This window comes from Anaerolineales bacterium (assembly GCA_016928575.1).
Lineage (GTDB): Bacteria > Chloroflexota > Anaerolineae > Anaerolineales > RBG-16-64-43 > JAFGKK01.
Window position 1 is genome coordinate 1 of the sequence record JAFGKK010000039.1, and the last position, 13,954, is coordinate 13,954.

Sequence of the window (13,954 nt, forward strand, 5' to 3'; positions counted from 1 at the left end):
GGCGTCGCCAAGTGGCAAGGCATCAGCCTTCCAAGCTGACATCGCGGGTCCGAATCCCGTCGCCCGCTCCTTGGGCCCGTAGCTCAACGGCAGAGCAGCTCCCTCATAAGGAGTTGGTTGATGGTTCGAGCCCATCCGGGCCCACTTGGATTTATTCCTTGAAGATGTCCATCCACAAATCGAAATCCTCCGCGTCCGGCGGAGGTTTTTCTTTCTCCATGGGGTGCGGAACGAACCGCATCCGGCGCAAAAATTCCTGAGCGGAAAGGATCTTCGCCCCGGCGCGCAATGCCCGTCGGCGGACCTCGGTATCCGAGCTGACGACGATGTAGTGGCGCGCGTCCCCGCGCCCGCGCAGAAAATCGAGGATTGCGTCGTCGGCGCGGCGCGGCGGGGGGATGAAATGCGCCCGGACCCAGCCTCCTCCGCGGACCGGCGGCCCCAGGTCCGGCCGGCCGCGATCGAAGAACACCACCATCTTGCAGCGGGCCGCCGCCCCGAACCGCTCGAGCAGCCGCAGCAGCTGATGCTCGTCTCCCGGGTCGGAAAGCGCCAAACCCGGAAAGGCTCCGATCAAGTTGTGGCCGTCGATCACGTAGGGCACCGTTCACCGTCCTGCGGCCGTCGGCGGTTGATTGCGTGCGCGGGAGGTGCTACACTGAACGCAAGAAGCACGCGGAGGAAACCATGGCCAAGCGATGGATATTTTACCTCGCGCTGAACGTTTTGGTTTCGGCGGCGACGATGCTCGGCGTGCTGTTCCTCTGGAATCGATCGCAGCAATCCGCGGCGCCCGCGCCGACCGCTCCGCTCACGCTCCAGCCGCACGGGGAGGTCCTCCCCCTTCCTGCCGTGTCCCCGACCCCGAAAACCTTCCTCTATACCGTCAAGGCGGGAGACACCCTCGGCCGGATCGCCGAGCAGTTCGGAGTCACCGTCGAAGAATTGGTGGAGGTGAACAACCTGGAAAATCCGGACTGGCTGGAGCCGGGGATGACGCTGATCATCCCGGTGCACGGCGAGACGGGCCGCGCCGTCCCGGACGATCCGACTGTCACCCCCCAGGAGGGGGAGCAGGCGCCGTGGCCCTTCATTGAATCCGTAGTCTCCCCCGGCAACCTGCTGTTCGAAGCGGTGCGCATCACCAATCCCGGTCCGAACGCCGTCCTCACCGGCTGGCGGTTGCGCGCGCCGTCCGGGACCGAGTATGTGTTTGCGGAATTCTCGCTTGTCGCCCAGGGCGCCGTGCTCGTCCACACCGCCGAGGGCGTCGACACGGCAATCGATCTCTATTGGAATCTGAAGGAAACCCTCTGGCATTCCGGCGACGAGGTGATCCTGCTCGATCCGCTCGGGAACCTGCGTTCGGCGTATGTGATTCCCTGACCGCGCCCTCCAAGGGCACCTCCCCCCGTTTGCCCAAGGACGGAAGTGGCTGTTCGTTTGAATCCAGGATGGAAAATTGGGGGACAACAGGGGGGAGGGCTGGACCGAACCGGACCGCTCTGCTACACTACCGTCCCGGAGTCCACCATGAACCAAGTCCTGTATCGGAAATGGCGTCCGCAGACCTGGGAGGACGTGGTCGGGCAAAAACACGTCGTCCAGACGCTGAAGAACGCGCTCGCCACGGGGCGGATTGCGCATGCCTACCTCTTCGCCGGCCCGCGCGGGACGGGGAAGACGAGCACGGCGCGGATCCTGGCCAAGGCCGCGAATTGCCTGGCCGAAGCGGAGGCGGAGCGCCCCTGCAACCAATGCTCCCGCTGCAAGGCGGTGAACGAGGGAAGATACCTTGACCTGATCGAGATCGACGCCGCTTCCAACACCAGCGTTGAGGACGTGCGCGATCTGCGCGAACGGGTTCCCTTCGCGCCGGGCGACGGCCGCTACAAGGTCTACATCATCGACGAAGTGCACATGCTTTCCAGCGCCGCCTTCAATGCGCTGCTTAAAACCCTCGAAGAGCCGCCGTCGCATGCGATCTTCATCCTGGCCACGACCGAAGCCCATAAAATCCCCGCCACGGTGGTCTCGCGCTGTCAGCGGCACGAGTTCCGCCGTTTGGGCGTGGCGGAGATCACCGCCCAGCTGGCGGAGATGGTCAAAGCGGAAGGCATGGAGGCCGAACCGGAGGCGCTGGAAGCCGTCGCCCGCCAGGCGACGGGCAGCATGCGCGACGCCATCAGCCTGCTGGACCAACTCGGCTCGCTCGGGGAATCGATCACACTGCAGCGCACGCTCGAGATGCTGGGTTCCACCGGCGGCGGAACCGTGCAGGAGCTGGCGGAATGCATCGCCCGCCGGGACGCGGCCAAGGGATTGCTGATCATTCACCGCGCCACGGATTCCGGCGCGGACGCCCGCCAGTTCGCCCGCCAGGTGGTGGATCACCTGCGCGGGGTGCTGATGGCCGCGTCGGGCAACGCCGATCTGGTGGAGGCCACGCCGGAAACGCGGGCCGCACTCAAGGATCTCGCCGCCGCAATGGATCCGGCGGCGCTGTACCGGTCGATCCATGCGTTCTCCCGCGCCGCCGCCGATCTGCGCTCCGGCTGGCGTCCCCAACTGCCGTTGGAACTGGCGTTGATCGATTCCATCATTGATTCGCCGCCGCAATCCTCCGGCCAAGCGGCGGCCGCGAAACCGGCGTCCGCCGGAGGCGGAGGAGGCGCGGCCCGGCCCGCGCCGGCGCGGGCGCCGACTCCGCCGCTTAACCCGGCGGCCAAGCCGAACGTTGCCCCCGGCAGCGGCCCGACCGCCGCCGAAGTCAACTCGGCCGGTCTGTCGCTGGGGAGAATCCGCGAAACCTGGCCGCGCGTACTGGGCGGGGTGCGGGAGCGGGATTCCCGCAGCTACACCCTGTTCGCGCGCGCCCGGCCGGATGCGCTGGACGGGGACCTGCTGTCGATCGCCGTGGATTCGGACCTTGTCAGGCAGAAATGCGCCCGTCCCGAAACGCTGTTGGTGTTGCAGGGGGTGCTGGCGGAAGTGCTCGGCTCGCCGATGCGGATCCGCTTCCTTATCGGAAAGCCGCAATCCATCGCCGAGCAACCGGCGCAATATCCCGAAGGCGGGATGGTGGACACCGCCTCGCGCGAATTCGGCGCGCAGGTGATCGACCTGCCGTAGCGTTTCGAGGGGACATTCCCGGCGGCCGGCGGATCCGTGCGGTGAAGATCGATCTGGAAGTTATGCGAAAAACCGATGCCGTGCCGCTGGCCGGTTTGCCGACGGCTCCCTGCCGCCGGGCTAAGCAGGTCCAGAGGAAACCGGCCCGAATGTTGCTCGGGCCGCCCACATTATGACGCTTCCGAAATCCGTTTTCCGATTGATAGAGCAGTTCCAGCGCCTGCCCGGCGTCGGCCCCAAGACGGCATCGCGCCTCGCCTATCACCTGTTGCGCGTGCCGGAGGAGCAAGCCCGGACCCTGGGCGAGGCGCTGCTCGAGCTGCGCGCGCAGACCCGCTTTTGTTCGGTCTGCTTCAACATCACCGACGCCGCTCTCGACCCGTGCGCGGTCTGCCGCGACGAGCGGCGCGACGGATCGCTTTTGTGCGTGGTCGAGGCGCCCTTGGACGTGCTGGCGCTCGAGCGCGCCCAGGGATTTGCAGGACGCTACCACGTTCTGCACGGTGCGATCTCGCCGGTGGAGGGGATTGGTCCGGAGAACCTCAAGATCGCCGAGCTTGCGGCGCGCGTGCGCGCCGGCGGGGTGCGGGAGGTGATCCTGGCCACCAACCCGTCGATGGAGGGCGAGGCGACGGCGATGTACATCCATCGCCAGCTGCAGGGGCTTCCGGTGAAGGTCACCCGCCTGGCGCGCGGGCTTCCGGTCGGGGGCGATCTGGAATACGCCGACGAGACCACGCTTTCCAAGGCGCTCGAGGGCCGGAGCGAAATGTAGGCCGGCGCGCCCAACGGTTTCGGAAAGGTGATGGCAGATGGGGCAAAGATCCTCGAATGGCAAGGCGGTGCGGGTCCATGGAATTTTAAGTTTGGCCTTTGCCGGCACGGCCGTCGGCCTGGGGGCCGCGGCGGTGTTCCGGGCGTCGATTTGGTTCGGCGTATGCTATTTGCTGCTTTGCCCGGCCGCCATGTCCGTGGTTCTGTTTGCCTACTGCGCCAAATGCCCGTGCAAGGGAGGCTGCGCGCATGTGCTGCCGGGCAAGGCGGCCGCACTGTTCCGCCGGCGGCCGGGGCCGTATTCCGCCGCGGAGATCGCCGCGCTTTGCGCTTCCTTACTGCTGTTGACCGCAATCCCGCAGCCGTTCCTTTGGCGGCATCCCGCCTGGCTGGCCGTCTTTTGGGTTTTAATGGGAGTGGCTGCGGTGCAAATCCGCGGCGCCGTTTGCCGGGCCTGCGGAAATCTTTATTGTCCGATTAATCCGAGCAATCGCCCTTGACAAGGGCGGTGCTTCCTTTACAATGAAAAAACGATGAAACGCTTTTCCGGTTCGGTCGCTTGCATGTGTATCTGTCTTGGCCAGGGACGGAGGTCTCTCGCTTAAGCGTTACCGCGCGCAGAACCGGACACGATTTGCTAGGCGAAGGCAGCCGTCTCCTGGAGCATCCGAGGCGGTTGTTTTGTTTTAAACCCCCTCCTGCCTCCCCCATTTGCGTCGCTTGATCCCGCTGCCATGTACGGACATCTTTACGCAAATGGGGGAGGGAAGGGAGGGGGCTCCAACAGAGAGGAACAACATGAAAATCGCGAATTCCGTAACGGATCTGATCGGCAACACGCCCTTGGTGCGCATCAACCGCCTGGCGGCGGGCGCGAAGGCGGAAATCGCCGCCAAGCTGGAATTTTTCAATCCGGCGCATTCGGTGAAGGACCGGATCGGCGCGGCGATGATCGACGCCGCCGAAAAGGCCGGAAGGATCACGCCCGAAACGGTCATCCTCGAGCCGACCAGCGGCAACACCGGGATCGCGCTGGCGATGGTGTGCGCGGCGCGCGGCTACCGGTGCGCGCTGACGATGCCGGATACGATGAGCCGCGAGCGGCGGATGTTGTTAAAAGCCTACGGCGCGGAGCTGATCCTCACTCCCGGGGCGGAGGGGATGGCCGGCGCGATCCGCAAAGCCGAGGAGCTGGCGCGCGACGATCCGTGCTACCTCATCCCGCAGCAGTTCGAGAATCCCGCCAATCCCGAGATTCACCGGCGCACGACGGCGGAGGAGATCTGGCGCGACACCGACGGCAAGGTGGACGTGCTCGTCGCGGGCGTGGGAACCGGTGGGACGATCACCGGAACGGGCGAGGCGCTCAAGGCGCGCAAGCCGTCCCTGCGGGTCGTGGCGGTCGAGCCCGACGCCTCGCCGGTGCTCTCCGGCGGCGCGAAGGGGCCGCATCCGCTGCAGGGCATCGGCGCCGGTTTCGTCCCCAAGGTGCTCAACACGAACATCTACGACGAGGTCATCCGGGTGGCGGGCGACGACGCCTTCGCCACCGCGCGCCGCGCCGCGCGCGAGGAGGGTTTGCTGGTGGGAATCTCGTCCGGCGCCGCGCTGTGGGCCGCGCTGCTCCTGGCGCGCCGCGCCGAAAGCGCCGGCCGGCTGATCGTGGTGATCATCCCGTCGTTCGGCGAGCGCTACCTGAGCACGCCGCTTTTCGCGAATTTGAAGGAGTGAAGGACCGATCAGAGACGGTAGACGATGGACCATGGCCGGGTAAACAGAGACTGTCGACTGTCGACCATCGACCATCGCGAAGCACTGACCATAGACCAGGGACGATGGACCATGGTCGTAGGCAAGCGGTTTTTCTCTGCGCCGTTTGAGTCGAGGATATTCAATCCAAAACGAATACTCGCCGAGGGTCCATGGCCTATGGCCGAGAGCTTGGGGTCGATGGTCCATCGTCTCAAACCCAATGCCTGATACCAACAGGATGGAGCAAGCATGATAACCACGATTCAACGCGATATCCGGTCCGTCTTCGCCCGCGATCCGGCGGCGCGCAGCCTGCCGGAAGTGCTGACCTGCTACCCCGGCTTGCACGCGGTTTGGGGCTACCGCGCGGCGCATTGGTTCTGGATCCGGGGCTTCAAACTGGTCGGAAGGATTCTTTCGCAGATCGTCCGCGCCTTCACCGGAATCGAGATCCATCCCGGCGCGACGATCGGGCCGGGCCTCTTTATCGACCACGGGATGGAGGTGGTGATCGGCGAGACCTCCGAGATCGGCGAGGACGTCACGCTCTATCACGGCGTCACCCTCGGAGGCACCAGCCTTCAAAAGGGGAAGCGCCATCCGACGCTCGAGGATTGCGTGGTGGTCGGGGCCGGGGCGAAAATCCTCGGCGCGATCACCGTCGGCGAATCCAGCCGGGTGGGGGCCAATGCCGTGGTGGTGCGTTCGGTTCCGCCGGATTCGGTCGTGGTCGGCGTGCCGGGCGAGATCGTCGTCCGCTCGCGGCCGCATCCTGCCGGGCACATTCCCGATCTCGAGCACTCGCAGATGCCGGACGTGATCGGCGAATCGCTGCAGGAGCTGATGAAGCGGGTGGATGCGCTGGAGGGGCGGTTGAACGGGCACGCGCATCCCACCCACGTCCGGACGGTGGATCACGGCGTATGGACCGGAGAGGATTTCGAGATCTAATCCGGCCTCTCGCACCAGAAGCGCGTCCGGTGCTTGCGCGGTCCGTACCGGATCCTCGCGCCGGCGCGAGGATCCGCTGAAGCGTCGAAACCGTTTGGTGTTCACGGATTGCAGGCTGATGCGGCCACCGGCGGCCAATCGCCCCGGCTTCGTGTTCGAAGGGCTTCGTTGTCCGAAGCGCATCGATCCGCAAGGGCAGGTCCGGGGATGGCGGACCGCGCGAGTTGGAAAAACCGAGGCATGCTCCCCAGGCTGAAAGCCCGGGCGGACTCCCAGACCGCCCCGATCTTTCAACTTGACACTTCATTCGGCGGTATGTTATAAGCGCGCCCAACAACTACATACGCAAAGCACTCTTATCCAGAGAGGCGGAGGGACCGGCCCGATGAAGCCTCGGCAACCAGCGGAGACGCAGGTGCCAAATCCGGCAGCAGGGACGGCGGATTGCGTCGTCCACACTCTGAAAGATGAGAGGGCAGTGACACGGAATGTTCACCGCCTCTTCTTTCGGAAGAGGCGGTGCGTTTTTCGGACGGGAGAGCGGAGCGTAACGGTCACACTTAAGGAGGCAGCATGGCAAAGGAAGAATCCAGAAAATTCGGTTTCTCCACCCGGCAGCTGCATGCCGGGCAAAGCGCGGATCCCTCGACCGGATCGCGCGCGGTTCCCATCTACCAGACCACTTCGTTTGTGTTCCGCGACACGGCGCATGCCGCCCGGCTCTTCGCCCACGAGGAGCCGGGGAACATCTACTCGCGGATCATGAATCCGACCAACGACGTGTTTGAGGCGCGGTTGGCGGATTTGGAGGGCGGCGTGGGGGCGCTCGCGGCCGCCTCGGGCCACGCCGCCCAGAGCATGGCGGTCTTCACGCTGTGCGAGGAGGGCGACCACATCGTCTCCGCCTCCACGCTGTACGGCGGAACCTTTACCCAATTCAACCACACGTTTCCGCGGTTGGGGATCGAAGTGACCTTCGTGGATCCGTCGGACCCCGAGAATTTCCGCCGCGCCGTCCGTCCCAACACCAAGCTCCTCTACGGCGAGACGCTCGGCAATCCGCGGATCAACGTCTTCCCGTTCGAGGAAGTCGCCAAGATTGCGCGCGAATTCCGGATCCCGCTGATGATCGACAACACCTTCGCCACACCCTACCTGTGCCGCCCGCTCGAATGGGGCGCGAACGTCGTGGTGCATTCGACGACCAAGTTCATCGGCGGCCATGGGACCACGATCGGCGGCGCGATCGTCGACGGCGGCAATTTCGACTGGGCCGCCTCGGGCCGCTTCCCGAGTTTCACCCAGCCGGACCCCGCCCACCATGGGCTGGTGTTTGCGTCGCTTGGGGCGGCGGCGTTCATCACCAAGGCGCGGGCTCAGATCCTGCGGGATATCGGCGCATGCCAGGCGCCGTTCAACACGTTTCTGCTGCTGCAAGGGTTGGAAACGCTCAGCCTGCGGATGGACCGCCACGTGGCCAACGCGCAGAAGGCCGCCGAGTTCCTCGATGCGCATCCGAAAACCGCCTGGGTTTCTTATCCCGGGTTGGCAAGCCATCCGGACCATCGCCGGGCGAAGCAGTACGTCCCCAAAGGGCCGGGAGCCATCATGGGATTCGGGGTGAAGGGCGGGCTGGAGGCGGGCAGGAAGTTCATCGAGAACCTGAGGCTGTTCAGCCATCTGGCCAACGTCGGCGACGCGAAGAGCCTGGCGATCCATCCCGCCAGCACCACCCATGCCCAGCTGTCGCCTGCGGAGCAGGCCGCGGCGGGCGTAACGCCGGATTTCATCCGCCTCTCGATCGGGATCGAGGATATCGACGACATCCTCTGGGATTTGGATCAGGCGCTGACGCAGGTGTAAGCCAGACCGCCTCGGGCTCAAAGCCCGAGGCGGTCTGCGTTCTCCATGGGAAAGCCGGCGCGGTACCTGCCAGGAACAGGCAGGCGCGACGGAAGGTTTCGTTTTCTCAAGCCGGCGGCGCGACGGGCTCGCTTTCCACGGGCGAAAGCGGAACGTCCAGCAATTTGCCGATGGTATGGGCCGCCAGGCAGAAGACGACCGGGAAGAGTTCATAGAAGGCCCGGTACTCGTCCAGGAAGCCGAAGAACGTCGCCAGGATCAGCAGCGGAACGGCCATCGTGAGCGCGATTTTCAAGAACCGCGGCTTCTCCTTCCAGGCGTATCCCAACAAGAGCAGCGCCCCCAGCGCGATGAACAGATCGGCGAAAGAATACAGCTGCAGGAAGATCCGCGAGAGTTGGTGGTCGACGAAATGGTATTCGACCGCTCCCCCGGGATTGTTCCAATACGCCAGGGTGATGGGGATCCGCACGACGGCGAAGACGGCCAGCTGCGCCAGCAGCAGCGACCAATACTTTTTCCGGTCGACCGTTTCCGGGCGCCTCCAATAGGCAAGCGCAAAGACCATCGTCACGAGAATCGTCGTTTCCTTGTTCCAACAGGCGAAGGCGAACACCGCCAGGAAGGGGATCCACTTGCGGCGCGCGGCGAGCGCCAGGAGCAGGGTGATGAAAAACAGGGTCGGCAAATCGTAGAGGAAATTGTAGTACACGAAAAATGGCGGCAGGGCGGCGAGCGCGGCCAGCCCGACCGCGTCGGCGAACCAACCCGGCCCGCGGAAAAAGGCGCCGAACAGGCTGCGCAAGGCGAAGTGAAAGGCGAGCAGAAAGGCGTACAGCAGGACGCAGGCGATGACGTACATGGCGAGGATGTCCCACCACAGAGTCCGGAAATTCGATTGCCCGCCGGTGCCAGGGTTTTTCGTCCGGTCGACGGCTTCGCGCACGTCCGGAGGAATCTTATTGACGAATTTGACGACGTTTTCGTTGAAGGTTCGGCGCGTTTTTTCCGGAAGCGCGCCGACCGCCAGACGGACCAGGCTCGGGACGAGCGCGCGGGTTACGTAGGGTTTGGAGGCGGTCCCGTTGATCATCTCGTCGAACTGCGCCCCCGGGTAGCCGTTCATCCCCGGATCTTTGAGAAAGGTGATGAACACGTTGGCGCTGAGAAGCAGCAGGGCCGTCCAATAACCGACAGCATAGCCGATTTTCCGGATGTGCTGCGATCGACCGGACATGGGTCCTCTCCCGTATGGCGGTTTTCCCGCGGCGGAGGAGTGCGCCTCGAGCAAGCGCCGGTTTCCTGCGCGCGGCGGAGTCCATTGTACACCTGCGGAATCGGGGCTGGGGGGAATATAATACCCGCGGATCGGACGCGATGACCGCCTCGGAACACCTGACCGGAATCCTCGATACGCTCCCCCAAAAACCCGGCTGCTACCTGATGAAGGACGAAGCCGGGAAGGTGATCTACGTCGGCAAGGCGGTCAATCTGCGCTCGCGGGTGCGGTCTTACTTCCAGGCCGGGGCCGGCCACGACCTCAAAACCGAAAAACTCGTCCGCAACATCGCCGACATCGAATGGATCCTGGTTGGATCGGAGCTGGAAGCGTTGATCCTCGAAATGAACCTGATCAAGCGCTATCGGCCGCATTACAACATCCGCCTCAAGGACGACAAACGCTACCCCTACATCCTGGTCCACTGGACCGATCGGTTCCCGAAGGTGACGGTCACCCGGACGATGGAGCGGGACGGCAACCGCTACTTCGGCCCCTACACCGCGGTCTGGGCTGTGCACCAAACCCTCGATCTGCTGCGCCGGATTTTTCCCTACCTCACCTGCAACCGCGAAATCACCGGCGCCGACGAACGCGCCTGCCTGTGGTATGACCTAAAACTCTGTTCCGCGCCGTGCACCGGGAAGATCGGCCAGGAGGAGTACCGGCGGATGATCGACGACCTGTGCCGGTTTCTGCACGGCGAAGTGGAGGCGATCGCCGCGGAGGTGGAGCGGAAAATGCGGGAAGCCTCGGAGAGTCTACGCTACGAGCAGGCCGCCCGCCTGCGCGATCGTCTGCAGGCGATCCACGCCGTCGTTGAGCGGCAGAAGATCGTCTCCGCCACCAAGACGGATTCCGACGTAGTGGCCCTGGCGCGCCAGGAGGCGGACGCCTGCGTCCAGGTGTTCATCATCCGCGGCGGGCGGTTGATCGGACGCGAGCATTTCATCCTCGAGGGCACGCGCGGGGCGGAGGAATCCGAGGTGCTGCGCCAGTTCCTCGTCCAGTTCTATGAGGAGGCGGCGGGGATCCCGGCCGAGGTGCTGCTGCCCGTCGAAGTGGAGGAAACCAAGATCGTCGAGGAGTGGCTGCGCTCGCGGCGCGGCGGGCAGGCGGTACGGATCTCCGTTCCGCGGTCCGGGGTGGACCGCGAGTTGGTTGGGATGGCGGCCGAAAACGCCGCCGAAACGCTGAAATCCCTGCGGGCCCAATGGGACGCCGACCGTTCGCGCCAGGTGGAGGCGCTCGCCGAGGTGCAGAAGGGGCTCGGTTTGCCCCGGGCGCCCGGGCGCGTGGAGTGTTATGATATCTCCAACATTCAGGGAACCGCGGTCGTTGCCAGCATGGTCGTGTTCGAGCAGGGGGTTCCCAACAAGGCGCATTACCGCCGGTTTCAGGTGCGGTGCGTCGAAGGCGAGCCGGACGATTTCGCCTCGATGCGCGAAGTGCTCCGCCGGCGGTTCGCCCGCTGGAAAGGGCCGGAGGAAGAGCCGGTCGGACGCAAGAAGGATCCGTCTTTTTCCGCCCTGCCGGACCTTTTACTGGTAGACGGCGGAAAGGGCCAGCTCGCGGAGGCGGAAAAGGTGCTGGCTGAATTCGGGCTGACCGAACGGGTGCCGGCCGCCTCACTCGCCAAACAGGAGGAGGAGGTTTTCCGGCCGGGCTGCAAAGCCGCCATCCGGTTGCCGCGGGATTCGAAAGGGATGTTCCTGCTTCAGCGGATCCGCGATGAAGCCCACCGCTTCGCGATCACGTACCACCGCAGCGTGCGCGCGAAGAAGGGCTTGGCGTCCAAGCTGGATTCCATACCCGGGATCGGGCCGGCCCGGCGCAAATTGCTGCTCAAGACCTTCGGGTCGCTGGAGGCCATCCGGACCGCGCCGGTGGACGAGCTGATGAAGGTGAGGGGAATCACCCGCCGGACGGCGGATCGCCTGCGGGGAGAGCTGTGAGGACGGCGGATGCATAAAGCCTGGATCATCGACGACGACGTGGACATGTGCAAGGCGGTGGGCCTGATGCTGGTGGTGGTCGGAGTCCAGGCCCGTTCGTTTTCCAGCCCGGTCGAGGCGGGCAAGGCGCTGCTGTCAATGCCGCCGCCCGACATCATCTTCCTCGACCTGAACATGCCCAAGGTCGACGGGGCGGAATTTCTGCGCTTCGTCCGTTCCCGTTACCCGAAAGAGAAGCTTCCAGTGGTGATGCTCTCGGTGGAAAGCGCGGAGACAGCGGTGTATACTTTGCTTTCGGCCGGGGCCAACAGCTTCCTGGTAAAACCGTTGGACGTGGAGGATTTGCGAAAAGTGCTGGTGCAGGTGCTTCCGGGATTCGCCGAACAGAACCCGGAGGAGCTGGCGTAACCCTAGGCTATCGGAGAAGAGATGTACTCGAAGACCGCGAAACCGCAACCCCCGAAACGGCGTCCGAAAAATTGGGTGTACATGCTGTTCGTTATTTTCGGCCTGGTCATGGTTGTCGGGTTTGTCATCACGGCCATCGCACCGTAAGAACAGAATTCCGCCCCGTCGTCTTCGAACCGGATAGGCGTCGATTCCCCGCCCGCCGAACGCTGGCGCGCTGGCGGTCGCCTATTCATGACGTCACCGGCTGCCCAGCGGCGGATCCTTCCCCCCGTCCCGGCCGTGGGATCTTACCCTCCCGGCGATGCGCGCTCCCAGGCTGGGGGGCCTTTGGGATTCCGCCGCCTTGCGGGCGGAGCTGAACAGCCTGAAGCCCGTCCATAAGACGAGCAGCGCGGCCAGGGCGACGCCGATCCATTCCAGCGGAACCCCCGCCGGATCCATCCGGAAGGCCTGGATGATCGGAACGGCGAACAGCAGGAAAGCCACCGAACCGACGGCGAGGAAAAAGCACCCGAAGCGTTCTTTAAAACTCATCGAAGCCCGCCGAAACGATTGATAAATTCCGACGGATTGTATCACCCCTCCCCGGTCCCATGTCAAACCTTTTTTATTCGCGAAGCCTCCGAAGATATTACGGGGCGCCCAGAAGGCATGAATGGTGGTTGAGCCCGCCCCGGAGAGTCCGCCGGGCGGACAAAACAATCGGAAAACGACTGGGTCCTTGATACGTCCGCATGACGCGCGGGCTGCCCCGGCCACGCTCCGCGAAGCGAGGCCGGACTCGGCCGACTTTTATAATCCCCTGTTGGGGAAAGGCAGGCAGAAACGAGCCTGATGTATACTCGATTCGCATGGAAAGCACATCGATGGAATGCCACCGGGTGTTTGCGGGGGTGGATTTATCTGCGGGGAAGCGCAGGCTGACCCTGGCCGTGCTTTCGCCGCGCTTGGAGGTCCGCATTCTGAAGGAGGCTGCGCCGGAGGATGCGTGTCAGGAGCTGGCCTCTTGTGAGCGAATCACCGCCGCCGTCGGCGGCCCGCTGCAACTGCCGCAAGACGGGATTACGGAAGAGGCGCCCATCGGCGAAACCCTGCGCGCCGGAAAACGGACGCGGATCCGCGCGGCGGATGCGGACCTGATCCGGCGGGGGATTCCCATGCGCCGCACGCCGGCGCTGGAGAGCGCCGCGCCGGCGTGGATGCGATCCTCCCTGCGTTTGGGGCGGGACCTGGCGGCGCTCGGGTATATCGACGGCCGGGAATCGCGCGAGGCGCCGCGGGCCGTGATCGAAACCTGCCCGGCGGCTTGCGCCGCGGCGCTGCTGGGGCGGTTGCCCTTCGGACGGGAGACCCTCGAAGGGCGGATCCAGCGCCAGCTGGCGCTGATCCGCGAAAGGGTCGCGCTTTCCGACCCGATGGACGCGCTGGAGGAGTTGACCGCGCACCACATCCTGTCCGGCCGCCTCGCGCTGGGGGCGGTCCGGCGCGCGGGCGAATTAGACGCGCTGCTCGCCGCGTTCACCGCCTGGCGCGCTCATTCCGCGCCGGATGCCGTTGCCTGGGTCGGGGACGATGCGGACGGGTGGGTTTGTTTGCCGGCGCGGGAGATGTTGGAGAAATACACAAAGTAGAGAGTCGCGTTTGTCATCCCCGGATTGGTCTTCCCCGTCACCCCCGAGTTTGTATTTCCCGTCACCCCCGAGTGTTTTTATCGGGGGCCAGGGCATGCGCTGCGGAAAATGCTCCATCGGTTCCTGGATGCCGGCTAAGTGCACCCCCGGCAAAGAACACGCCGAGGGCGGGCGCCGGCATGACGTGCTTTGTGAACGCCGTCACC

The 13,954-nt window shown here is 64.7% G+C and carries 13 protein-coding genes, 1 tRNA gene and 1 riboswitch; of the genes, 11 read left to right on the forward strand and 3 right to left on the reverse strand.

Annotation, left to right across the window (positions count from 1 at the left end):
- Window positions 1–72 precede the first annotated feature (72 nt).
- Window positions 73–144 (forward strand) — tRNA-Ile (locus JW929_05505).
- A gap of 7 nt (window positions 145–151) precedes the next feature.
- On the opposite strand, the gene JW929_05510 is transcribed toward JW929_05505, so the two are convergent.
- Window positions 152–604, reverse strand: coding sequence for an NYN domain-containing protein (locus JW929_05510; protein ID MBN1438851.1), 453 nt, complete (start codon window positions 602–604; stop codon window positions 152–154).
- 83 nt (window positions 605–687) lie between these two features.
- Here JW929_05510 and JW929_05515 point away from each other — a divergent pair, with 83 nt between their 5' ends.
- From JW929_05515 to JW929_05545, 7 genes are all read left to right on the forward strand, one after another.
- Window positions 688–1,386 carry a LysM peptidoglycan-binding domain-containing protein gene (locus JW929_05515; protein MBN1438852.1) on the forward strand — a complete coding sequence of 233 codons (699 nt, stop codon included), beginning with the start codon at window positions 688–690 and terminating at the stop codon, window positions 1,384–1,386.
- A 147-nt stretch (window positions 1,387–1,533) separates the two neighbouring features.
- The gene (dnaX, locus tag JW929_05520; GenBank protein ID MBN1438853.1) at window positions 1,534–3,132 is read left to right on the forward strand and encodes a DNA polymerase III subunit gamma/tau; all 1,599 of its coding nucleotides are present in this window, start codon (window positions 1,534–1,536) and stop codon (window positions 3,130–3,132) included.
- A 172-nt stretch (window positions 3,133–3,304) separates the two neighbouring features.
- Window positions 3,305–3,907 carry a recombination protein RecR gene (gene recR / locus JW929_05525; protein ID MBN1438854.1) on the forward strand — a complete coding sequence of 201 codons (603 nt, stop codon included), beginning with the start codon at window positions 3,305–3,307 and terminating at the stop codon, window positions 3,905–3,907.
- A gap of 37 nt (window positions 3,908–3,944) precedes the next feature.
- Complete coding sequence (locus tag JW929_05530) at window positions 3,945–4,406, forward strand: hypothetical protein (protein ID MBN1438855.1); 462 nt, start codon at window positions 3,945–3,947, stop codon at window positions 4,404–4,406.
- Between the two features lie 298 nt (window positions 4,407–4,704).
- Window positions 4,705–5,637: a cysteine synthase A gene (gene cysK, locus JW929_05535; protein MBN1438856.1), complete on the forward strand. Its 933-nt coding sequence runs from the start codon at window positions 4,705–4,707 to the stop codon at window positions 5,635–5,637.
- 270 nt (window positions 5,638–5,907) lie between these two features.
- Window positions 5,908–6,609 carry a serine O-acetyltransferase gene (cysE, locus tag JW929_05540; protein MBN1438857.1) on the forward strand — a complete coding sequence of 234 codons (702 nt, stop codon included), beginning with the start codon at window positions 5,908–5,910 and terminating at the stop codon, window positions 6,607–6,609.
- A 353-nt stretch (window positions 6,610–6,962) separates the two neighbouring features.
- Window positions 6,963–7,083: riboswitch (SAM riboswitch) on the forward strand.
- Window positions 7,084–7,182: 99 nt separating this feature from the next.
- Entirely contained in the window at window positions 7,183–8,472 is a 1,290-nt protein-coding gene (locus JW929_05545; protein ID MBN1438858.1) for an O-acetylhomoserine aminocarboxypropyltransferase/cysteine synthase, read from the forward strand.
- Between the two features lie 106 nt (window positions 8,473–8,578).
- On the opposite strand, the gene JW929_05550 is transcribed toward JW929_05545, so the two are convergent.
- A complete protein-coding gene (locus JW929_05550; GenBank protein MBN1438859.1) occupies window positions 8,579–9,709 on the reverse strand; it encodes a hypothetical protein in 1,131 nt (376 codons plus the stop codon).
- A gap of 140 nt (window positions 9,710–9,849) precedes the next feature.
- On the opposite strand from JW929_05550, the gene uvrC reads away from it, so the two are divergent.
- Together uvrC and JW929_05560 are read left to right on the forward strand one after the other, a co-directional pair.
- The gene (uvrC, locus tag JW929_05555) at window positions 9,850–11,706 is read left to right on the forward strand and encodes an excinuclease ABC subunit UvrC (protein MBN1438860.1); all 1,857 of its coding nucleotides are present in this window, start codon (window positions 9,850–9,852) and stop codon (window positions 11,704–11,706) included.
- 9 nt (window positions 11,707–11,715) lie between these two features.
- Window positions 11,716–12,114 carry a response regulator gene (locus tag JW929_05560; protein ID MBN1438861.1) on the forward strand — a complete coding sequence of 133 codons (399 nt, stop codon included), beginning with the start codon at window positions 11,716–11,718 and terminating at the stop codon, window positions 12,112–12,114.
- A 240-nt stretch (window positions 12,115–12,354) separates the two neighbouring features.
- On the opposite strand, the gene JW929_05565 is transcribed toward JW929_05560, so the two are convergent.
- Complete coding sequence (locus JW929_05565) at window positions 12,355–12,651, reverse strand: hypothetical protein (protein ID MBN1438862.1); 297 nt, start codon at window positions 12,649–12,651, stop codon at window positions 12,355–12,357.
- A gap of 317 nt (window positions 12,652–12,968) precedes the next feature.
- Here JW929_05565 and JW929_05570 point away from each other — a divergent pair, with 317 nt between their 5' ends.
- Entirely contained in the window at window positions 12,969–13,748 is a 780-nt protein-coding gene (locus JW929_05570) for a DUF429 domain-containing protein (protein ID MBN1438863.1), read from the forward strand.
- Window positions 13,749–13,954 lie beyond the last annotated feature (206 nt).